The sequence below is a fragment of the Sporosarcina pasadenensis genome (assembly GCF_047228845.1).
Taxonomy (GTDB): domain Bacteria; phylum Bacillota; class Bacilli; order Bacillales_A; family Planococcaceae; genus Sporosarcina.
This window is the reverse complement of sequence record NZ_JBFEGM010000001.1, coordinates 567116-588802: the sequence shown is the minus strand read 5'-3', so window position 1 is coordinate 588802 and position 21687 is coordinate 567116. Positions and strand designations below refer to the sequence as shown.

Here is a 21687-nt window from a genome sequence, read left to right as displayed (position 1 = left end):
AGATAGATTATACATCAATATCATAACAAAACGGTTGCCAGTTATTGAACAGGCAACCGTTTTTTTTATGGTTCTATAATATTTGTTGGGGTATCCACACAAATTCAACAAAAAAATGCACGTAATCACCGTTTCTTTTATACTTGAATTGTCGAGAAACAAGTAAATGAAAGGTGATACGTGCACATGAATTCTACCATGAATATTCCAGGATTAAAAGATGTAAACATCGAAAAAATAGAAGAGGTTGGAGAGCGGACTGCACTTCATGTTTCGTTGCCAAGAAAGCCTCACCAATGCCCTGCATGCAGGGCGATGACAACCAGGATTCATGATTACCGCATTCAGAAAATCAAGCACCTCAAATGGTTTGAACGCTTAACGGTTCTTTTCTATAAACGTCGCCGATATGCCTGTTCATGCGGGAAGCGCTTCTCAGAGACCTCTCCCTTCGTGGATAAATATCAACGTTACACGAAAGAGTGGAAAGTTGTCCGTGTCCGGTCAATCAAAGCAAAAACCTTCAAAGAAGCAGGAGAAGTACTAGGCACCTCCAGCTCGACGGTGATCCGCCGTTTCAAGGAAGTGTCGAAAGAGCAGATGAGCCAAGGTGTCCGATTGCCAAAATCCATTGCGATCGATGAATACAAAGGCGATACGGATGCCGGCAAGTACCAGCTGATCATAGCGGATGCAGAAACAAAGAAACCCCTGGATGTCTTGCCAAATCGGAGAAAAGAAACGATTCAAGATTATCTCCGCCAGCACGGGACTGACGTTGAATTGGTGGTCATGGATATGAATCCGAGCTTTAAGGCAGCTGTGAAAAAGATTTTAGGACGCCCCGTTATTGTCGCAGACCGATTCCATTATTGTCGTTATATCTACTGGGCGCTCGATGAGGTTCGGCGGAAAGTGCAGAAGGAATGGCATGCCTATGACCGTAAGAAATGTAAAAGAATGCGGCATGTGTTATATAAGCGCTCCGACAAATTAACGGAAAATCACCGTTGGTATTTAGATCGATATCTAGGCATGTCTGATGAATTAAAGAGGGCATACGAACTTAAAGAGGCTTACTGTGAGTGGTTCGACTGGGCAAAGAACGCGGAGGATATGGCGGAAGTGAAAAGCCGACTGGAAGCCTTTTACCGTAAGGTAGAGAAAGCGGGTATTCCGGCGTTTATAAAAGCTATTCAAACGTTCAAAAACTGGCAAGTTGAGATCTTGAATAGTTTTGGCTTCAATTATTCCAACGGTTTCCTTGAGGGGATTAATAACAAAACAAAAGTGATGAAGCGCAATGCCTATGGTTTTAGGCGTTTTGATCACTTTAGAGCGAAGATATTATTAAACATTCAATATGAAGAAATCGGAGTACATTTAGGTTAATGTTTTATTTTACTGCGCTTTTGATTTAAAAGAGATTCGTTGATTGGAGCGTCAGGCAGCGACTCCTGCGGGAACAGCACGAGCTGAAGACCCTGGACTGAGCGCAGCGAGGGAAGCGGCTGAAGCCGTGCCCGCGGAAAGCGTCTGCCTGGAGCGCAAATCAACATTATTCATAGCGAAACCTAAATGAAAGGGTGACGTGCAGATCACATCACCCCAACATTTGATTTAGAACCTTTTTTATGAATTTTCTTGGATGACTTCCATCGCCATTTCCGGCTCATCAGTGACAAAGCCCGCAGCCCCGGCATTCAAAAGCTTTACAAATGCATCACGGTCAGTGACCTGATTATAGTAAACAGAGATATTCAGATTGGATAGGAAACTTATGAAACTTTCCATATTCATCGGAAATGGACCTATCTTTTCAGCAATGCAGAATAGGTCAGCACGAGGGTTGTACAGATGACCGAATTTACTTGAAAAAGAAGCATACGCTTTTTTCACTTCGTCATTTCCGGCTCCCGTAGCCACTTTGTTTTGGGCGTATAGATTGAAGCGGTCTGTTTGTTCATCAAATGCGCTCATGACGATTACACGCTCCTCCGCCCCGGTTTCCTCCAATAGACGCCATAACTTGGACGGCATTAGGCTGCCTTCATATGTATCCGGCGAGTCCTTTAGATTAATAGCGATCAGCATATGAGGGTAGGCAGTTAATAATTCTCGTAAACTGACAATTTTCTCGCCTTTATTACGGAAAGGGAAGTTCCCCTCCTCATCCTGAAACATATAGCCAGCATCTGCTTTTTTCAATTCATCTATCGTGTATTCGGAAATCTTTCCGGAAAAATCGGTCGTCCGATCTGCAATTTCATCATGGAAGAGAACGATTTCCTCGTCTTTTGTCAATCGGATGTCGACGGCAAATCCATGGACTCCAAGTTCTGCTGCTTTTGAGAACGCTGCCATCGTATGCTCCGGAGCGTATTTCATTCCTCCGCGAAGAGAAAGGACGACCGGATCTTTGAATTCAAGTGCTTCCTTCTGGGGGCGGGGTTGGGGCTTGGCAACTACTTTGGATGCAGCCCATGCTGCTACGCTGGCTGCTCCGACAGTAAGCGCCACTTTCGTTTTTCTTCCCATTTTCATATCCTCCTCGTTAATCGTAAACATGTCTTCCTTCATTATAGGGGAAAAAACGGAAGATGTCAGCAACGTTCGGTTGCAGGCCATTTCTCTCCTATGGTATTGTATGGGGTAGGAAAAGAGGGGAAAATCATGATTGATCGACAAGGGATAATTGTATATCTCCATCATTTGAAACAGGCAAAATCGTTGCGAAAGTATGGCCATGTGCATTACATTTCTAGAAAAATGAAATATGTTGTCATTTATTGTGATCAAGTGGACGTTGAAGATACAATTCGTAAACTTGAACGACTTCCGTCCGTTAAAAAGGTGTTGCCGTCGTATCGGCCATTTGTCAAGACGGAATATGAGAACGCTAAACCAGACAAAGCGAAGGAATACGATTATAAAATTGGCCTGTAACCATGAACGTCACGTTTATTGCAATGGCGGGACAAGATGATTAAGACGGAGGATTCCTGTTATATACTGATAGAACAATTTCGTATCGGCAAATTCAGTTGAATGCTTCAATCCGATGTAAATCGGTTCCTGACCACATGCAATCGAAGCTTCTTCAAAGAGAAGCCTTCTCTTTGGCTTGGATTCACCGGTTTGGGTTATGCCTTCCCTGCATATGTATATCGGCATGAAATTGCTGTTTCGGGCTGGTTGGAATGCAACTGCAAGGGAGATCGCTTGTCCGCCTTTGATGTTTGAAGAAAAGATGAAGGTCCTATGGATACGGTGTTGATTCGTTTCCATCAGTTCCATGAGCTCGTAGATGTCGCCATATCCTTCACCTAATTCAATAAAATACTGCTGTAACATTCATGACACTACCTTTCTCCAATAAATATACTTAACTATATCATTGAATATTTTAAAGCACACATAACATCCCTTGCAATGAGGTGCAGCTATTGAAGATCATACTCCGCATTGTCGGCCTTTTAGTCATCATGAATTCCGCTTTACTCTATATACACTATAGTCAAATGGCGGATGCAAGCGGGACGCTGGGTAAGGAATCCCGGTATATCCAGGAGATTGAAGTGATCAATAGGGCAGATACTCTTTTTGTCAGGCATCATTTTCACAACTTGGATGGGGAGCGGCACGAAATTATATTGCCGGCTGAGAGTCGGAATCGTGCTTGTTTTCTGGCAACGGAATCTTCCTGTACGAGAATTAATGAAAATATTACAGCGATTTTGGAAGGGGAGCAGAGCAGACAATCTATCTCCTATGAAATTCCAAAATCCGAAAAGCTTGAAAGTAGAAAGCTTTTTAAGGAACCGTTTGCTGCATTGAGAAATGCGAAACCCGATTCTACTATTTTACATGTAACAGATGAGAGCGGAGTCGGCGGAATGTGGGTCAGTGGATTAGCGTTAGTCGGAGCTAAAGAAATGGACATGATAAATTATTCGATGTTCAAAGGTAATGGCAAAGTGTCGGATCTTTATTGGCAACGAAAGAAATTGCCGCAAGCATTTCGGGGAGATCGGATATCGATATACGGGGAGTCGGTCGATGCTGAACTTGCAGAGCAATTGAATAGCGCTTTACTGAAATTGAACTCTCAACATATTTCCGTTATGACGGATCCAAAGGGGAAACCGCTCCAAGCATCCCGTATGTTAATTACACAAAAGGAGACCGCGGAGCTGCTTGACGAAGTGTTAGATAGAGGGGTCCGCTCATTGTATTCCATTTCGGAAAAGGATAAGCTGGTTTCCGGCCTCATCGCTTCGATCTCAACCGATACGCCGTCCGGGACGAACAAAGCCAAAGCTGTATATGAATCGCTTCAAAGTTCATTGACCGCGAAACAATATGAAATGCTGAAATCCCGCTTAGCTGAGAAGCAAGGTGAGCGCATCGATGCAGCAGAGCTGGATAAATTGATCGGTGAAGTTTGTGGATGGAAAACCTCCTTCGTAGAAAAGAACGAAGAGGGGGACTATCCTTTCGTGTTGGAGGATACACGTACGATTACGATGAACGGTGAAATCCAAGAAGATATTCAAGTAGTCATCATGGATAAGCAGACGTTATATCCCGCAAATAAGGTGTTGACGAGGAACGGCTATTCGGTTTCCGTGAATGAGAGTTCAATTTATATTGAGAGTGCAACGGAGAACTTCAGATTTTCGTTGCGGGACTCATTCTATGTATTAAATGAAAAAAGATATGAATTACGGGAGAAGCCTTACGTACTCATTAATAATGAGTACTATTTTGAAGAAGATGCACTGAGGCGTCTTTTCCATCTATCTATACAAAAAAATGAAGATACGATAACCGTGAAGTCGTTGATAGGAGAGGAACTGAAATGAGGGTCGTATCCGGATCAAGAAAAGGAACACCATTAAAATCAATACCTGGCAAGTTGACGAGGCCGACTTCTGACAAGGTGAAAGAATCCATCTTCAACATGATTGGCCCATATTTTGACGGAGGAATCGCTGTAGAGCTGTTTGGCGGCAGTGGTTCCCTTTCCATCGAATCATTGTCCAGGGGAGCGGATGAAGCATACATTTTTGAGAAAAACCCAAAAGCCTGCTCAGTCATTCGTGCAAATGTTGAAAAATGCCGCTTCGCCGATCAAGTACATATTATTAGAAACGATGCAAGGAACGCTGTTCGGGCATTGCCGTCCGATATAACGATAGATTTGCTTTTCATCGACCCGCCTTATGCCGAAACGAAATTTTACGACTTGGCTGACGCTATAGTGAAAGCGGGCATGTTGTCCGACGAGGCGATCATCGTTTGTGAGCACGAAAAGCAATTGACGCTTCCTGATGCTTATGGTGATTATGTAAAGACCAAGACCCCGATTTATGGAAACAGCGCGATATCCATCTATATGAAATGAGGTAGCATCTATGACAAAAATAGCAGTTGTGCCGGGAAGCTTCGATCCTATTACAAACGGACATCTCGACATTATCGAGCGGGCGGCTAAAGTCTTTCCCGAAGTGAGAGTGGCTGTCATGAACAATTCTTCCAAAAATCCTTTGTTCACAGTGGAAGAACGGATTGAATTGATACGAGCTGTCACATCGAAATTTCCGAATGTCATCATAGACTCTTCATCAGGTCTACTAATCGATTATGCCCGTAGTGCTAGGGCTTCGGTCATTGTTCGGGGGTTGCGTGCTATTTCCGACTTTGAATATGAAATGCAAATTACATCCATGAACCGGATGTTGGATGAAAGCATAGAAACGTTCTTCGTAATGACGAAAAATCAATATTCATTTCTAAGTTCTAGCATCGTCAAAGAGGTTGCGCGTTACGGAGGAGATATATCCGCTCTTGTTCCTTCCGTAGTCGAGAAAGCATTGCAAGAAAAGTTTAGATGATAAATATAAATATGAAATGGTTATGACAAGATGTTTGTCATAACCATTTTTCATAATAGGAAATACAAAAAGATCGGTACGGTGATGACACTCCATACTCTACTGAGCAAATATGGGGAAAGGGGAGTATCGGTTGTTTTCGCAATGACGAATACTTGCATGTGGATGCTTAGGCCGTTCAGTGAAATGATTGCAGCAACTAAAAAAGGGAATACTGGGTGAGTGAAAAAATGATCTGTAGCGGATTGGACGCCGGACGTCATTTCAAATAGCGCTAGCAATACTGTTTTAGTAATTCCTAAATCAACGGTGAATGCCTTGGATATAGCAGTTGTCAATACATTTCCAAGGGAAGAAAAAAAGATTACCGTAGTTGCGACAAGAATGATGACCGTAGAGCTGTCCCTAAGCGACTCCAATAAAGGGGAGCTGGAACGATTTTTTTGCACTAGCGGTTGAGATGTATCCAGTTCTTGCTGATTCCCCTTTATAGCTATCAGCGTAAATAATAAAAAGAGGATATTGGCAATATGGATTGCGGCTAAAAGCTTCCAACCAGATGTAGTATCGCCGAATAATTCAGTGCCTACGAACCCTAATATGAACATAGGACCGGGCGCATGGCAGGCGGCAAGCAGATAGCCGCTTTCCCTCCGGGACAACTCCCCGTTCTTGACCATTTCCGTTACGGTGACCGCACCGACTGGAAAACCTCCAAATGACCCGAGAACGTACGCCTTCATATAACGTTTCCAATTCTTTTTTGAAGGATTCTCCACCGGAACCTTTAATAGCCATTGCGTCAAGATGATATACGGAAGCAAATAAGGAAGTAAGGCGTGTACAAATAATTGTGCACCGGCTTCGGCTCCGTCATGGGCAATACCGGGCTGTAAGATGAAGAGGATGATCAGTGCCCATATAATTCCAATGCTGATCATAGATTGTTTCGTTGCATAGTATCTGAGACGGTGTTCAATCATATGCCTCCTTCCGAGAAGTGAAGTGTAGAACGCTGTTGTTATTGCTTTATTATGGATATTTTCGATGGTACACTAGTTACCAGCTGGCCTTAGAAATTTCGAATTACTAATTACTGAGTAATATATGTCCCATCTGTACAGGCTATTAATGGAGGTGTGTGGGTATGAGGGTGAAAAAGATTGGATTGTATGCGGTCGCTGTGCTTTTTTTATTGTTTTTATTCATTTATCCTCTCGATGCATACATATCGAAACCAGGTGGGGCGTATGACTTGGCGCCGATTGTAGAAGTCGAGGGAGGGGATCAGGATGATGTTGGGACCTTCAATCTCATGACCATTTCCATTGGAAAGGCGACTCCTTTTTCTTACATCGTTTCAAAGTTTTCCGATCGTATGAAATGGCTTCCAATCAACAAGGTCAGAAGGGAAGGGGAGAATGACAAGGAATATAATATCCGTCAAAAGAAACTCATGTCTGATTCCCAGTTCAACGCGATCACTGTGGCATTCAGCAAAGCTGGAATTCCAGTCAACGTGACGTATGACGGTGTCTTCGTCGTATCTGTCTTAAAAGGCGGAGCTTCGGATGGAAAGCTTGAGACAGGTGATAAAATCCGATCCGTTGATGGAGTGCAACTTAAGAAAGTTGGGCAATTTGCATCGTCGATTTCCGGGAAAGGCGAAGGCGATAAAGTTACAGTCTCCGTCGAACGGGATGGGAAGATGCACGATGTTGAAATCATTTTAAGTGAAATACCAAAATCTGAAGGTCGAATCGGTTTAGGTGTACAATTCCAAGAGGATCGCGAACTTGCAACCGATCCCAAAGTGGATATCCATACTGCCGATATCGGCGGTCCTTCCGCTGGGCTTATGTTCACATTGGAAATAATGAATCAGCTGATGGACGAGGACTTGACGAAAGGATATAACATTGCGGGGACCGGGGAAATGCTGTCCGATGGAACTGTCGGTCGGATTGGCGGCGCAGATTTCAAAGTTATGGCGGCTGATCGTGAAGGTGTTGAAATCTTTTTCGCTCCAAACGATTATTTGCCGGATGAAGTTCGAATGAAGAATCCAGGAATTATGACGAACTATGAGGAAGCTGTAAAAACGGCAGAAAAAATAGGTACGAAAATGAAAATCGTACCCGTTGCCAACATAGATGATGCTCTGGATTATTTGAATGATTTGGATGAAAAGTGATTTTCCAAGATCGGCGCTATTTGATAATCCAAGCCGATTTTGGAATCACTCGTACCATTCCCGAGCGCTAGTGCATAAATATCAGATGCGACAATGTCCATCTTCAGTGAAGGGTCGGAAAAAGAAGCGACTTTGCTTATGAGCGGCAAGTTGAGGCTCTTTTTCCTTCCGCTCAAAAACGAGCGTCCATCGTTTGTCATCCCGAGTAAACGCAAATAAGCGGGTTTCTCCATTTCAGCTCTGGTTTCTCCCGTGAAACCTGTCAGTATATGTGTAAGCATCCTTTGTATCCGTGTCCATGTATAGCGTTTGGATTTCACTGCATCCATGAATGTTTGGAATGAATCATGTGATTGTGCAGCACGGAAAATGAGGTTCTCGATTCCTTCCGAAACATCGGCAATGTCTCGTAGCTGGGAAGGTCCATCACGTAAAATGACGAATCGAAGAAATGGGTAAAAGCTCTCCCAACTGCCGAATCCCTTTCTATCCGATTGCCATTCAATAAGTAAATTTCTAGTAGCAGCAGGAATGAAATCTGAAACATCATCGAGTGTTTCCGATCTGAAGAAGGATTTTCGGATGCCTGTAGCGCTTGCGATTTTTTCATTATCCAACGTTTCATCGTGGTAGCCGGCCCCCATCCGTTTGATCGTCACGGCTTCCATCGTTGAACCGATTGAATGCGAAGCCTGCATATAATGGAATCCCAAGATGTTATTCGGCTTGGACAAGTCAGCAAGAGGAAGCGCAGGCTGTCCCGCTTGGATTGTTTTGTATGCACTATTCAACGCCATCGGGTAGCTCATGCCTTCTGAGACCGCATTTTTCACTGCCGCTTCGTATTCATCGGTACGACTTGTGATGAGCCGTATACTGTTTTGGAAAGGCTCTATATTGCCGTCTTCGCTTCCGAAACAGAATGCGCTGCATCCAGCTGCATCAAGCAGCTCGATTGCCCCTTGCGCAAATAAGGGGGCATTTGCTGTCGCGAAGCGGTATGGCAACTCAAAGACGATGTCCACGCCGGATGCTAGCGCCATCTTCGTGCGCGTCCATTTATCGACAAAAGCGGGTTCGCCTCTTTGCAAGAAATTGCCGCTCATGACTGCGATAATAACATCCGCATCAGTGGCCTTTCTTGCCTGCTGTGCATGGTAGACATGTCCATTATGTAATGGATTATATTCAACGACGATACCTGTAGCTTTCAATATGCCCACCCTTTCGATATAATCTAATTGACATTATACGATGCTGCGATTTAGGTGACAAGAAAATATCTTGACATCCCTTTTTATCCATTATATAATCAACAGTGTTGTCTTGAGGTGATATAGACGTGAAATGGTCCATTCATCAATTACAGAAATACAGGCAAGGAGCATTGCCGCTTGACGAGGCGGTCAACCTTGACTCCGTTAAAAAACGGAATCCGGAAATCCGGGATATTAAGCCTGTCCATGTAACGGGAAGCTGTATAATCGGTTCGAAAAAACTGACATGCCATTTCCACCTTGAAGGTATGATGACATTGCCTTGTTCTCGAACATGGGATGATGTCGAATTTCCATTTTCAGTGGAAACGGACGAGCAGTTCAGTTGGGATGAAGCGACACTTGCTACGGATGACATGATCCACCCGGTAATCGGCGAAATCATCGATCCGACCCCGATTTTTGAAGAGTTGGTTCTTCTTGAAGTGCCTTTACAGGTTTTTAGCGATAAAGCTGAAAAGCTGAAAAGTGCAGAGGGGAAAGGCTGGTCTTTTGCTTCCAACGAAGAATACGAGGAACGGCTCCGTGAAGATAAGGATAAGAAAGTTGATCCGCGCTTAGCTGGATTAGCTGATTTTTTCAACTCGGACAAGGAATAGGCGATTATAAGGAGGTGCCCACAAATGGCAGTACCAAAAAGAAGAACTTCAAAAACAGCTAAAAGACTTCGTCGTACGCATTTCAAACTACAAGTTCCAGGCATGACAACTTGTGAAAATTGCGGCGAAATGAAACTTGCGCACCGCGTTTGCAAATCTTGCGGTCATTACAAAGGAAAAGACGTAGTAGGAGAATAAGTTCCCCTGCTTAAAGACCACCGTGAGGCCATGGCTCCGGTGGTCTTTTTTTATCTAAAAAGGAGGGGTTTTCTTGTCGTATAAAATAGAAATCAATGATGGAATAGCTACATTCACAATCAATCGACCCGAAATGAGAAATGCGGTCAACTATGCAGTTATGGAAGGTCTTGAAGAGTTCTTGTCACTAGTCGAATCAGATGAAAGCTTAGCGTTTGCAGTCATTACAGGTGCTGGGGACCGTGCATTTTGTTCAGGAGGCGACCTGTCGGAATTCCATGGATTCCGCACAGCGGATGAAGCATACCCAATGCTGAGCAAGATGGCTGGCTTGTTATATAGATTGTCGGTCTTGCCCGTGCCAGTCATCGGACTCGTCAATGGAGCAGCAGTTGGTGGGGGATGTGAGATCGCCACTGCATGTGATTACCGACTTGTATCATCAAAGGCGAAGGCGGGATTCATCCAAGGAACGCTCGCCATAACAAGTGGATGGGGTGGCGCATCGCAGTTGCTTGTCAAGATGCACAATCATGATGCAATGATGAAATTATTATCAGAAGCGAAAGTACATACTGCGGAACAGTTGCAAGCAATCGGGTGGGCGACGGATATTTACGTAGGGGATCCACAAGCCGGCTTGGAGCAATTCATTTCAGACATGAAGAAAATACACCCGTCCGTACACCGGGCTTATAAGAGGCTGGCAATCTTAAAATGGGAGCAAAGCGGGCTAGGGATCCACATGCTGGAAGAAGCCGCCCAATGCGCAAAACTATGGGAAAGCGACGCCCACCACGAAGCTGTGGATAAGTTCCTGCGGAAAAAGTAAGAAGGTTTGATTTTCATAGAAATTCAGACAAATAGTTGAAAACGGTTTCATTCATCGTATAAACTAGTATTGGGGAGAAGTTCAAACAAGACAGCTAAGGGGGATACGAATATGAACAAGATACTTATTGCGAATCGTGGGGAAATTGCATTGAGAATCATGAAAACATGCAAGCGGCTTGGCATAAAGACGGTTGCCGTCCATTCGGAGGCCGATGAGCATATGCCGTTCGTGAAATATGCGGATGAAGCGTATAGTATCGGACCGGGTCCTGTAGTGCAGTCCTATTTGAAAGCGGATGAAATTATTGGCATCGCCTCGAAAGTTGGAGCGGACGCAATTCATCCTGGCTATGGACTTTTGTCCGAAAATGCCGCTTTCGCACGAAAGGTGAGGGACGCAGGTTTGATGTTTATCGGTCCCGATGCGGAAACGATCGAATTGATGGGCGATAAAATTGCTTCAAGATTGAAGATGAAAGATGCCGGTGTACCGGTTGTTCCAGGAACGGATCAAGGGGTCGGCTCTTTGGAAGAAGCGAAACAGGCTGCAGAATTGATTGGGTATCCAATCATGCTGAAAGCGAGTGCCGGCGGTGGGGGCATCGGAATGGTGCGATGCGAAAGTGAGCAAGCGCTCAGTCAGCATTTTCAATCCGTCAAAAGCAGAGCGAAAGCCTATTTTGGAGATGATGTCGTATTTCTAGAGAAGTTCGTCGAAAATGCACGGCATATCGAAGTGCAGATTTTCGGGGATGACAAAGGGAATATCGTCCATCTATTCGAGCGTAATTGTTCCGTTCAAAGGCGGAACCAAAAAGTGATTGAAGAATCTCCATCCCCTTCATTGAATGAAGAGCTGGGAGAACGGCTTTATGAGGCGGCGGTTGCTGCTGGAAAAGCTGTTCAATATCGTAATGCAGGAACTGTGGAATTCATCTTATCGGAAAACGATGATTTTTATTTCCTAGAAATGAATACCCGTCTTCAAGTGGAGCATCCAGTCACTGAAGAAGTGACCGGCTATGATCTAGTGGAATGGCAGATTGAAGTGGCGCGTGGCAATGAATTGCCTGTCAAGGATCAGAATCAGATTAAGAGTCGTGGTCATGCAATCGAATTCCGCATTTATGCGGAGGATCCGACGACTTTCATGCCCTCTCCGGGAACAATCCTGAAAATGCAATGGAATGATTTTACTCATATGCGCATTGACTCGGGCTATGAAGAAGGCGGAAGTGTCACACCGTTCTATGACCCAATGATTGCAAAAGTGATTGTCCATGCGGATGGGCGCCAAGAAGCGATAAACAAAGCTGAAGAATTCTTCAAATCGTTTATGATTGAAGGGGTTAAATCAAATATTCCACTCTTTCAAAAGTTCATAAGGTCGGAAGAATTCAAGAGTGGAAACTATAATACGAATGTATTGGCGGATTGGCTGAAAACTAAAAAGGAGGAAGTGAAGAAATGACACAATTAAAAGCTGCGATGGCAGGTACAGTATTTACAGTGAATGTTGCCGAAGGGGATGAAGTGCAGGCGGGTCAAGTAATCATTGTCCTCGAGTCGATGAAAATGGAAATTCCTGTAGAAACAGAAGTTTCAGGAAAAGTGACATCGATCAATGTCCAAGTTGGAGATTTCGTAAATGAAGAGGATGTATTGGCGGTAGTAGAAGGATAAGAAAGCTGCTTACAAGTAGCGGGCTACTGATGGGAGAATGTGATCGGAAGGGGTAAAACGATGACAAACATGACAGAACAAACTAGTTATAACGAAAAACTGAAAACAAAAATCGGCAAGGTATTATCTGGAGGGCATCCGAAATATCACGAAAAATTGAAGGAACAGAATAAGCTGTTCGTACGTGATCGTCTCAGACTCCTATTTGATGATGGGAAATATATGGAGGATGGCAGGTTCGCAAATTGCGAAGCCGATGATCTGCCTGCAGACGGTGTTGTCACTGCCATGGGGAAAGTAAATGGGCAAACCGTTTGTGTCATGGCAAATGATTCGACAGTGAAAGCTGGTTCTTGGGGGTCAAGGACGGTTGAGAAGATCATTCGCATCCAAGAGATTGCTGAAAAGAACAGAGTGCCTATGCTCTACCTTGTCGATTCTGCAGGTGCGCGGATTACAGATCAGCTAGAAATGTTTCCGAACCGTAGGGGTGCCGGAAGGATATTTCATAACCAGGTAAGACTATCGGGCTTCATCCCGCAAATCTGCCTATTGTTCGGACCATCAGCAGCGGGAGGAGCTTACATCCCTGCATTTTGCGATATCGTCATCATGGTGGAAGGGAATGCTTCCATGTATTTGGGATCCCCGAGGATGGCGGAAAAGGTTATTGGCGAGAAAGTGACATTGGAAGAGATGGGCGGCGCGAGAATGCATTGCTCTGTCAGTGGTTGCGGCGATGTACTCGTTGAGAGCGAAGAGAAAGCGATCAGTGAAGCACGTCGCTATCTCGAATATTTTCCGGCTAACTACACCGAGAAACCATCCTTAAAAGATGCAGTTGCAGCTAAGGTGGGAAGGTCCCTCGAGGAAATCATCCCGGAGAATCAAAATGCGCCGTTCGATATGTATGAAGCGATAGATGCGTTGATCGATGAAGGCAGTTTCTTTGATATTAAGAAATTATTTGCTCCGGAACTTATTACCGGACTTGCGCGGATCGAAGGGCAACCTGTTGGAATCATTGCCAACCAGCCGAAAGTGAAAGGTGGCGTCCTTTTCGTCGACTCGGCAGATAAGGCGGCCAAATTCATTAACTTATGCGATGCATTTTCAATTCCGTTGCTATTTTTGGCGGACGTCCCAGGCTTTATGATCGGAACGAAAGTCGAACGCGATGGCATTATTCGTCACGGTGCTAAATTGATCATGGCGATGAGTTCGGCAACGGTCCCTAAAATTTCTGTCGTTGTCCGGAAGGCATATGGTGCTGGACTCTATGCGATGGCCGGCCCGGCATTCGAGCCCGATGTATGCATCGCATTGCCGACTGCGCAAATTGCAGTGATGGGTCCGGAAGCTGCGGTCAATGCTGTTTATTCGAATAAAATCGAAGCGATCGAAGATCCGAAAGAGAAAATTGCTTTCGTCCAGGCGAAACATAAAGAATATAAAGAGGAAATCGATGTTTACAAGATGGCTTCCGAGTTGATCATCGATGAAATTATCGCACCTTCAGACTTGCGGAATGTGCTTGCGGAACGTTTTCGTTTTTATTCGACAAAAGAACTTCCATTACCACCTAAAAAACATCCTGTCTATCCTGTATAATTAAATATAGAGAAGAATTAAGGGCGCCTTTCCGGAGGTCGCCCTTTTTAAAAAGGAGGATTTGCATGGAAGTTGTTGTCGCTGGGGCGGGTTCTATCGGATTGCTCATAGGCTCCTATTTGGCGGAAGCGGGCATGCGAGTCGCGTTTTTAGTAAGACGGGACGAGCAGGCGACTATTATCCGAGAGCAAGGAATCAGGCGAATTAATGGTGATGGCTCAGAAACCGTGTTGGAAGCGGATGCACAAACAGATGCAGGGAAGCTGCCGAAGAAGGCTCCTTGGATAGTGGCAACAAAGTATGGAGGAGTCGCGCCTATAGTTGAAGACATACTCGAAAGGAAATTGGGGAATGCTGTCATGTTCGTCCAAAATGGGTATGGGCATTTCAATTTCGTAAGCGGTACCTCATTGCAGAACGTGTTTTTTGCAACTGTCGAACACGGAGCTGGACGGCTAGATGATCGTACGGTCTCCCATAACGGGGTCGGAACTATAAAGATTGCCCCTTACCGAGGGGACGAAACGAGTTTCAATTTCATGGGATCTGTCGATTCAGCCGCCTTTCCAGTTGAATTTGTAGGCGATGCGCACACAATCGTCTTACGCAAAGTGTTAATCAATTGCATGATCAATCCTTTAACAGCAATTTTGCAAGTAGAAAATGGAGAATTGGTGGCGAATCCATACGCTAACATACTTTTTGACCAACTATTCAAAGAAATCATCGCTGCTTTTCCCGAAATGCAAAATGATTTATCCAAAGCCGCTGTTGAAGAGATTTGCGTGAGAACAGCAAAAAACAAATCATCCATGTTGACAGATCGGATGAACGGGAATCCGATGGAGATTGAAACGGTAGTATCGTCTGTCGTTCAAATGGGTGAAATGCGTGGTGCGAGCTTGACCTTATTGCAAACACTCGAAAAAATGCTGCTTGCGTTAGATAGGAGCTGCTTGCGATGATAAATGGCCTCCTGTCGATTCTTACAGGAATCATAGTATTATTTCCTTTTATCATAACGATTGTATTCCTCATTGGGATGAGAAGAATGGGAAAGGCACCAGCAGCAGTCATCAGGAAGGCGGCAGACTTCACGACCCCTTTTTTATTTTTGTCGGTTTATATTACATCGTTGACCATTTTTGGCAAAGGGACCGGTTTTTATATAACTTCAATCGCCATATTGTTTGCAATCCTCTTTGCAGTCATTGAGAGGGTGAAAGAGAAGGAATTTCAAATTAGCCGTGTATTGCATAAAACATGGAGACTTTATTTTTTACTGCTGTCCTTTGCCTACGTTATTCTTCTAGTCATAGGTGTCAGCTTCAAAATATCTGAATATGTGAAATGACGGGAAAATCAATCCAGTCCACAAGCGTATATTTTTCAATCCGATGAATTAGAATGATATACTCTGTTCATATCAGTAAAAAGGGGCATCAATGATGGAAATTGAAACAATTGTCTTGGGTAGTGGAAACAAAGTGATGCAAGCTTACAATCATGATGAACAATTCATACATAATTTCTTTGATTATAGAAATGAAAGCCAGTCCTATCCCGAAAGGTTGAAGGAATTATCTGGCCGTCTGTTTCTTAGAGAAGAGCTTTCTTCCGTCATACGTTCTTTCATGGAACCATTCGGCATTTCAAGTAAAGCATCGGCGCATCTCGAAGAACTTTCGGAAAATGGAGTTGTTGTCATCGGTGGCCAGCAAGCCGGCATTATGACAGGTCCGCTCTATTCTGTCCACAAAGCGATTACGGTCATCCTTCTTGCGGAGCAAAAAAGGGAAGAGCTTGGCGTGCCTGTCATTCCTGTATTTTGGGTAGCGGGCGAAGATCATGATTTGAATGAAATTAATCATGTCTACACGGAAGCATTTGGAGGAACAACGAAACATAAATATCCGGAGAAATTCATTTTGAAATTGATGGCTTCTGATGCAACGTATTCCCATAAAGAAATGACAGTCTTCATAGAAGGCATTTTCCGACAATTTGGTGAAACGGAGTATACGCGAGCATTAATGGAGGATGTGTTGACTGCAGTCGAAATGGAAAAGACGTTTACCGGATTTTTCGTCAGACTTATGAACGGACTGTTCCATGAACAAGGACTTCTATTCATCGATTCGGCGTACAAGCCGTTGCGGGAAATCGAAAAAAGCCATTTTGCTCATTTCATTTCGGAATCCGATGAACTTGCGAAATTAATCGTCGAAAAAGAGAAGCAATTTTCCGAGTGGGGATTCGGTAAACCGATTGAAGCTGAAAAGGAAGCTGCACATCTGTTTTATGTGCATGAAACTGGACGAGTCCTCTTATCCAAAAAGGATGGGGCTTTTGTGAATGAAAGTATCGGCATACGTTTCACTCTTGATGAAATGCTTCGTATTGCCAATGAGGAGCCTTGGCTGTTAAGCAATAATGTGGCGACGCGTCCGATTATGCAAGATCTCGTGTTCCCTGTTCTTGCTTTCGTCGGCGGCCCTGGGGAAATTGCATACTGGGCCTTATTAAAAGAGGCATTCCGCCTTTTTGGAATCCAGATGCCGATCATCGTGCCGCGGGTATCGATGACTTTAGTATCCAAGCGGGCAAAGGTGGCAATGGAGTCAACTTCATTGGCATTGGAGGACGTGCTATCGGGCAAAGTCCATGAAGTTCGAGAGCGTTTCATTGATTCGTTGCAAAATGAACGGTTTGAAAATCTGCTTGCGGAAACGGAAATGCTGCTGAAAGGGAAATACGAGGAATTAGCAGAGGAATCGAGCGCGTCAATGCGTCAGTTGTTAGATAAGAATTTGAAATTCCATGAAAAACAATTGGGTTATATACGGAAGAAGGCAGAAGAAGAGCTGTTGATCCAACACGAAACAGCTCTCCGAAAATACAGCATACTCGAAAATGAACTGTTGCCTGAAGGTTCGTTGCAGGAGCGAATCTTCACGCCTTATCTATTTATGAATCAGTACGGCCCTCAATTGGTCCAAGACCTGATTCGTCAGCCAATCAAAATGGATGGAACCCATAAAGTCGTCTATTTATAACTAATGAAGCTACGCCGATGCAGACATTCAATGTCTGCGTCGGCGTTTTTTGTGCATTTCTGAGGTTTTTATCGTATTTTTGCGTATCTCGAAACTTTGCTCGAATTATAGCAATATCTCAATGAAACAAGTACTATATACACATTTTACTATGAAAATAGAATATGAGTGGAGGAATGTGGAGGGATGTGGTACATTAAAAACATATAGTGGGGTGAAGAGTATGTTCATGGGTGAATATCAGCACACTGTAGATGCAAAAGGCCGTTTGATAGTCCCTTCGAAATTCAGGGAATATCTGATGGACGGATTTGTGCTGACTCGTGGACTGGATAACTGTCTCTTCGGTTACCCTATGGAGGAATGGAAACGGCTTGAGGAAAAATTGAAGGCGCTGCCGGTTACGAAGAAAGATGCGCGAGCGTTTGCCCGATTCTTCTTCTCAGGTGCCACTGAAGTTGAAATCGACAAGCAGGGCCGTGTCAATATTCCATCCTCATTACTCGATTATGCGAAAGTTGAAAAAGACTGTGTCGTCATCGGAGTTTCGAGCCGCATTGAAATCTGGTCGAAATCTTCTTGGGATTCCTATTACGACGAGTCAGAGCAGTCATTTAACGAAATTGCAGAGAACATTATCGATTTTGACTTTTAACTTGATGAATTATTAAAAAATGGAAAGAAGGCGGTTTCTATGTTCGATCACACAACAGTATTACTTCACGAAGCCGTCGATGGGCTCAACATTAAACCAGATGGTATTTATGTCGATTGCACATTAGGCGGTGCAGGGCATAGTTTGGAAATTGTGAAGAAGCTTTCGGCAGGCGGAAGATTGATCTGCTTCGATCAAGATACGACAGCAATTGAAGCTGCTAAAGTGAAGCTGAAGGATTATTTGGAACAGGTCACATTCATCCACTCGAATTTCAGAGATTTGAAAAGTGAACTGGCGCAGATTGATGTGCATACAGTGGACGGCGTACTTTATGATCTCGGTGTATCCTCGCCCCAGTTAGATACGCCTGAGCGTGGATTCAGTTACAATCATGACGCGATGCTTGATATGCGCATGAACACAGAGGCGGATTTGACTGCCTATGATGTAGTGAATGAATGGCCGTACGAAGACTTGGTACGTATCTTTTTCAGATATGGCGAAGAAAAGTTTTCAAAAGGAATCGCGAGAAAGATTGAAGAGGCACGAAAAAGCGCTCCGGTCAAGACAACAGGAGATCTTGTCGAATTAATTAAAGAGGGAATACCAGCAGCTGCTCGCAGAACCGGTGGGCATCCAGCGAAAAGGGTTTTCCAAGCAATACGGATCGCTGTGAACGATGAACTTGGGGCAGCGGAAGATTCATTGACCGATGCATTGACGATCATGAACCCGGGTGGACGCATTTGCGTCATCACTTTCCATTCACTTGAAGACAGACTATGTAAGACAATTTTTAAAGAAGCGTCATCTATGCCGGAATTGCCGCCGAATCTGCCGATCGTTCCGGAGGGAATGGATCCGGAATTCAAATTGGTGTCGAGGAAACCGATCCTTCCGAGCGAGGATGAAATAGAAGTTAACAAAAGATCCAGATCTGCCAAGCTGCGGATCGTAGAGAAAAAATAAAGGGGGAACTTGTAGATGGCATTGGAACAGAGAAGCTTTCAAACGAATACGATACATGAAGTACATGCACCTCAATCACCAAGGACGAATGAGACACAACAGCCTGCGAGGCGTTCAAGAAAACTTTTCTCGACAGGGGAAAAATTTCTGTTCGTGCTGTTCGCGGCAGTTCTCGTACTATTCTCTACAATGATTTTGCATACTCAGGCCCAAATCAATGATACAAACAAGGAAGTGCAATTGATCAACAAGGAAATTGATGAAACTGCAAAACAAAATACTGAATTGTCCATACAAGTGAGCGAAAAATCTACATACGAAGTAATCTGGAATAAAGCGAAGGAGCTCGGCTTGAATCTTAACGAGAAAAACGTAAAGGTCGTGCCTGGACGATGAAAAAGAAGTTTCGATTTCAATGGGGAGCCTTTCTGATGTTCGTATTTTTCGGAGGGCTCTTTTTTCTTTTGTTCTGGCGATTGCTGAGCATTCAAATTACAGGACAGGCTGAAGGAAGACAAATGGCAGCCATGGCAGAAGCGAAATATGCCAGGGAAGCCACCTTGAAGGCTGAGCGAGGAAAAATTATTGATCGCAATGGTGAATTGATTGCTTCCGATACGTTAAGCTATCGATTAATCGCAGTATTGAATGAAAAAGCGACTGAAAAGGGTGCAAAGAAACCTAGGCATGTCACAGACTTTGACAAGGCTGCAGATGTACTGAGCAGGTTCATTCCTATGGAAAAAGAGGAGATGATCAGGATCAGGGACGCGGCGCTAAAAAGGAATGCGGACACGTATCAAATTGAATTTGGAAAAGCGGGTCGCGATATAAGCCATGAAACGATGCTGGCCATCAAAAAGGCTGCGGAAAAAGAAGGAGTTACTGGTCTGCAGTTCATCGAAGATAAAAAACGTTTTTATCCAAATGGGGATTTCGCATCGTATTTGATTGGCTTTGCTATGCGAGAAGAAGATAAGAATGGGAAAGTTTCCACCGTCGGCAAAATGGGCCTTGAAAAGACATACAATGAGGAACTTACTGGGACGAATGGAAAAGTGGATTATCAAACTGATATTTGGGGATTCATCTTGCCGAAATCAGAAAAGAAAGTCGTTGCGGCGAAGGATGGAATGACAATCCAATTGACGATTGATAAAACAATCCAGAACTTTGTAGAAGATGCGATGAATCAAGTAGAGTCAAAATATTCGCCTGAAAAAATGCTTGTCATCGTCACCAACCCGAAAACTGGAGAAATCTATGCAATGAGCCAGCGACCTTCCTTCCATCCTTCCACACGTGAAGGATTGACGGAAAACTGGTTGAATGACGCTATTCAAAACACGATTGAGCCAGGCTCTACTATGAAGATGTTTACATTAGCGGCGGCAATCGAAGAGAAAAAATGGGATCCCTTTGCTGAGTACCAGTCAGGGCAATATACGATTTACGATAAGACAATCCGTGACGTTAACAGGACCGGTTGGGGGAGAATCAATTTCTTGGAAGGTTTCCAACGGTCATCCAACGTATCGATGGCATATCTTTTGGAAAGGATGGGCGACCGGACGTTCATCGAATATTTACGTGGATTCGGCTTTGGTGAAAAGGTCGGAATCGATTTGCCAAATGAAGTTCCTGGCATCATTTTGGACATCAATCCAAGTGAACGTTTGACGACTTCGTATGGACAAGGATCCACGGTCACCCCTATACAAATGATCCAAGCGGCAACAGCGATTGCGAATGACGGCAAAATGATGAAGCCGTACGTCATCGATCAGATTGTCGATCCAAATACGGGGAAAGTGGTGGATGATCATAAAAAAGCAGAACGAAAATCCCCAATTTCAGCGGAAACGGCCAAGCAGGTCCGTGAGGTTTTAGCTTCTACAGTTACATCTGAAGTTGGAACTGGCCGGAAATTTGCACTTTCAGGTTACTCGGTCGGTGGAAAGACGGGGACAGCGGAAATTCCGAAAAAAAATGGCCGAGGGTATCTCGCTGGTGATGGCAATTATCTCTATTCTTTCCTTGGGATGGCTCCTATCGATGATCCCCAGCTATTGACATATGTAATTGTCCAACAGCCTAAGCTTGAACTAGGCCAATATGGATCGGATCCGGTTGCCGAGCTTTTCACGTCCATAATGGAAAGCAGCTTGAAGTATATGAATATACTTCCTGAAAATAGTCAAATATCCTCGACGAAGTCGCTATCGGATCATGTTGGAGAGGATGCTGAATCCACGATTGCCATCCTTAAACAAGAAGGTTTTACCCCTGTGTTGATAGGGGAGGGGGGCAAGGTGAAGAGCCAATACCCTGAAAAAGGAACGAAATTGAGCGAAGGATCTCTAGTCCTCCTTGAAACTGAGGGAGACACGACCCTTCCAAATTTTTCCGGGTGGTCGAAAAAAATGGCTTTATCCTTTAGAATGTTATCTGGGCTAGATATACGGTTGAATGGTGATGGCTATGTTACCGAGCAAAGTCTTTCAGCGGGTGCTGTCATCAGTAAAGATGATCCCGTCGTACTCCAGCTAAAATCACCGGAAGTTCAGCATACCCCGATTGAACAGAATGAAAAGGATAAAGAGGATAATGAGGCTGAAGAAGATGAGGAAGTGGAAGAGATAATTGGTGGATGATGTATAGCTGTCCCCGCCTATTCATAGGTTGATAGAAAAACGAAAGGTGTGGGGCTC

At 44.2% G+C, this 21687-nt stretch carries 24 protein-coding genes; 20 read left to right on the top strand and 4 right to left on the bottom strand.

The window, feature by feature from the left end; genetic code table 11:
- Positions 1 to 180 precede the first annotated feature (180 nt).
- Together AB1K89_RS03005 and AB1K89_RS03000 are read left to right on the top strand one after the other, a co-directional pair.
- Entirely contained in the window at positions 181 to 1392 is a 1212-nt protein-coding gene (locus AB1K89_RS03005; RefSeq protein ID WP_413053293.1) for an ISL3 family transposase, read from the top strand.
- Between the two features lie 43 nt (positions 1393 to 1435).
- The gene (locus AB1K89_RS03000; RefSeq protein WP_413053292.1) at positions 1436 to 1582 is read left to right on the top strand and encodes a hypothetical protein; all 147 of its coding nucleotides are present in this window, start codon (positions 1436 to 1438) and stop codon (positions 1580 to 1582) included.
- A 50-nt stretch (positions 1583 to 1632) separates the two neighbouring features.
- On the opposite strand, the gene AB1K89_RS02995 is transcribed toward AB1K89_RS03000, so the two are convergent.
- Complete coding sequence (locus AB1K89_RS02995) at positions 1633 to 2538, bottom strand: glycerophosphodiester phosphodiesterase family protein (protein ID WP_413053291.1); 906 nt, start codon at positions 2536 to 2538, stop codon at positions 1633 to 1635.
- A gap of 135 nt (positions 2539 to 2673) precedes the next feature.
- On the opposite strand from AB1K89_RS02995, the gene AB1K89_RS02990 reads away from it, so the two are divergent.
- Positions 2674 to 2946: a YlbG family protein gene (locus AB1K89_RS02990; protein WP_413053290.1), complete on the top strand. Its 273-nt coding sequence runs from the start codon at positions 2674 to 2676 to the stop codon at positions 2944 to 2946.
- A gap of 15 nt (positions 2947 to 2961) precedes the next feature.
- Here AB1K89_RS02990 and AB1K89_RS02985 read toward each other — a convergent pair whose 3' ends face one another.
- Positions 2962 to 3354, bottom strand: a complete 393-nt coding sequence (locus AB1K89_RS02985; protein ID WP_413053289.1) for a DUF7147 family protein — start codon at positions 3352 to 3354, stop codon at positions 2962 to 2964.
- Positions 3355 to 3446: 92 nt separating this feature from the next.
- On the opposite strand from AB1K89_RS02985, the gene AB1K89_RS02980 reads away from it, so the two are divergent.
- From AB1K89_RS02980 to coaD, 3 genes are read left to right on the top strand one after another with little or no spacing between them, the layout of a single operon-like run.
- On the top strand, positions 3447 to 4865 hold the full coding sequence (locus tag AB1K89_RS02980; protein ID WP_413053288.1) for a hypothetical protein: 1419 nt from the start codon (positions 3447 to 3449) through the stop codon (positions 4863 to 4865).
- The gene (rsmD, locus tag AB1K89_RS02975; protein WP_413053287.1) at positions 4862 to 5407 is read left to right on the top strand and encodes a 16S rRNA (guanine(966)-N(2))-methyltransferase RsmD; all 546 of its coding nucleotides are present in this window, start codon (positions 4862 to 4864) and stop codon (positions 5405 to 5407) included. Before AB1K89_RS02980 ends, rsmD begins: the two co-directional genes overlap by 4 nt.
- Positions 5408 to 5417: 10 nt before the next feature.
- Positions 5418 to 5897: a pantetheine-phosphate adenylyltransferase gene (gene coaD / locus AB1K89_RS02970; protein ID WP_413053286.1), complete on the top strand. Its 480-nt coding sequence runs from the start codon at positions 5418 to 5420 to the stop codon at positions 5895 to 5897.
- Positions 5898 to 5947: 50 nt separating this feature from the next.
- On the opposite strand, the gene AB1K89_RS02965 is transcribed toward coaD, so the two are convergent.
- Positions 5948 to 6880 carry a hypothetical protein gene (locus AB1K89_RS02965; protein WP_413053285.1) on the bottom strand — a complete coding sequence of 311 codons (933 nt, stop codon included), beginning with the start codon at positions 6878 to 6880 and terminating at the stop codon, positions 5948 to 5950.
- Between the two features lie 164 nt (positions 6881 to 7044).
- On the opposite strand from AB1K89_RS02965, the gene AB1K89_RS02960 reads away from it, so the two are divergent.
- The gene (locus tag AB1K89_RS02960; RefSeq protein WP_413053284.1) at positions 7045 to 8091 is read left to right on the top strand and encodes a SepM family pheromone-processing serine protease; all 1047 of its coding nucleotides are present in this window, start codon (positions 7045 to 7047) and stop codon (positions 8089 to 8091) included.
- Here AB1K89_RS02960 and AB1K89_RS02955 read toward each other — a convergent pair.
- Positions 8064 to 9305 carry a nucleotidyltransferase gene (locus AB1K89_RS02955; RefSeq protein WP_413053283.1) on the bottom strand — a complete coding sequence of 414 codons (1242 nt, stop codon included), beginning with the start codon at positions 9303 to 9305 and terminating at the stop codon, positions 8064 to 8066. The genes AB1K89_RS02960 and AB1K89_RS02955 overlap by 28 nt on opposite strands.
- 128 nt (positions 9306 to 9433) lie before the next feature.
- On the opposite strand from AB1K89_RS02955, the gene AB1K89_RS02950 reads away from it, so the two are divergent.
- The 13 genes from AB1K89_RS02950 (at position 9434) to AB1K89_RS02890 (ending at position 21630) form a co-directional block, all read left to right on the top strand.
- Positions 9434 to 9967: a YceD family protein gene (locus AB1K89_RS02950; protein WP_413053282.1), complete on the top strand. Its 534-nt coding sequence runs from the start codon at positions 9434 to 9436 to the stop codon at positions 9965 to 9967.
- A gap of 24 nt (positions 9968 to 9991) precedes the next feature.
- A complete protein-coding gene (gene rpmF / locus AB1K89_RS02945; protein ID WP_252503694.1) occupies positions 9992 to 10165 on the top strand; it encodes a 50S ribosomal protein L32 in 174 nt (57 codons plus the stop codon).
- A 73-nt stretch (positions 10166 to 10238) separates the two neighbouring features.
- Positions 10239 to 10997, top strand: a complete 759-nt coding sequence (locus tag AB1K89_RS02940) for an enoyl-CoA hydratase/isomerase family protein (RefSeq protein ID WP_413053281.1) — start codon at positions 10239 to 10241, stop codon at positions 10995 to 10997.
- Positions 10998 to 11108: 111 nt separating this feature from the next.
- Positions 11109 to 12470 (top strand): acetyl-CoA carboxylase biotin carboxylase subunit, encoded by a 1362-nt coding sequence (locus AB1K89_RS02935; protein WP_413053280.1) that lies wholly within the window; start codon positions 11109 to 11111, stop codon positions 12468 to 12470.
- Positions 12467 to 12682 carry a biotin/lipoyl-binding carrier protein gene (locus AB1K89_RS02930; protein ID WP_413053279.1) on the top strand — a complete coding sequence of 72 codons (216 nt, stop codon included), beginning with the start codon at positions 12467 to 12469 and terminating at the stop codon, positions 12680 to 12682. Before AB1K89_RS02935 ends, AB1K89_RS02930 begins: the two co-directional genes overlap by 4 nt.
- 69 nt (positions 12683 to 12751) lie before the next feature.
- The gene (locus tag AB1K89_RS02925; protein WP_413053447.1) at positions 12752 to 14293 is read left to right on the top strand and encodes an acyl-CoA carboxylase subunit beta; all 1542 of its coding nucleotides are present in this window, start codon (positions 12752 to 12754) and stop codon (positions 14291 to 14293) included.
- A 65-nt stretch (positions 14294 to 14358) separates the two neighbouring features.
- Positions 14359 to 15258 (top strand): 2-dehydropantoate 2-reductase, encoded by a 900-nt coding sequence (locus tag AB1K89_RS02920; RefSeq protein WP_413053278.1) that lies wholly within the window; start codon positions 14359 to 14361, stop codon positions 15256 to 15258.
- A complete protein-coding gene (locus AB1K89_RS02915; RefSeq protein ID WP_413053277.1) occupies positions 15255 to 15647 on the top strand; it encodes a DUF3397 domain-containing protein in 393 nt (130 codons plus the stop codon). The genes AB1K89_RS02920 and AB1K89_RS02915 overlap by 4 nt, the downstream gene beginning before the upstream one ends.
- Before the next feature lie 94 nt (positions 15648 to 15741).
- A complete protein-coding gene (gene bshC / locus AB1K89_RS02910; protein ID WP_413053276.1) occupies positions 15742 to 17349 on the top strand; it encodes a bacillithiol biosynthesis cysteine-adding enzyme BshC in 1608 nt (535 codons plus the stop codon).
- Positions 17350 to 17572: 223 nt separating this feature from the next.
- Positions 17573 to 18004 carry a division/cell wall cluster transcriptional repressor MraZ gene (mraZ, locus tag AB1K89_RS02905; RefSeq protein ID WP_060209308.1) on the top strand — a complete coding sequence of 144 codons (432 nt, stop codon included), beginning with the start codon at positions 17573 to 17575 and terminating at the stop codon, positions 18002 to 18004.
- Positions 18005 to 18043: 39 nt separating this feature from the next.
- Entirely contained in the window at positions 18044 to 18976 is a 933-nt protein-coding gene (gene rsmH, locus AB1K89_RS02900) for a 16S rRNA (cytosine(1402)-N(4))-methyltransferase RsmH (RefSeq protein ID WP_413053275.1), read from the top strand.
- A 15-nt stretch (positions 18977 to 18991) separates the two neighbouring features.
- Complete coding sequence (gene ftsL / locus AB1K89_RS02895) at positions 18992 to 19372, top strand: cell division protein FtsL (RefSeq protein ID WP_413053274.1); 381 nt, start codon at positions 18992 to 18994, stop codon at positions 19370 to 19372.
- A gap of 35 nt (positions 19373 to 19407) precedes the next feature.
- Positions 19408 to 21630 (top strand): penicillin-binding protein, encoded by a 2223-nt coding sequence (locus AB1K89_RS02890; protein ID WP_413053273.1) that lies wholly within the window; start codon positions 19408 to 19410, stop codon positions 21628 to 21630.
- Positions 21631 to 21687: the final 57 nt, after the last annotated feature.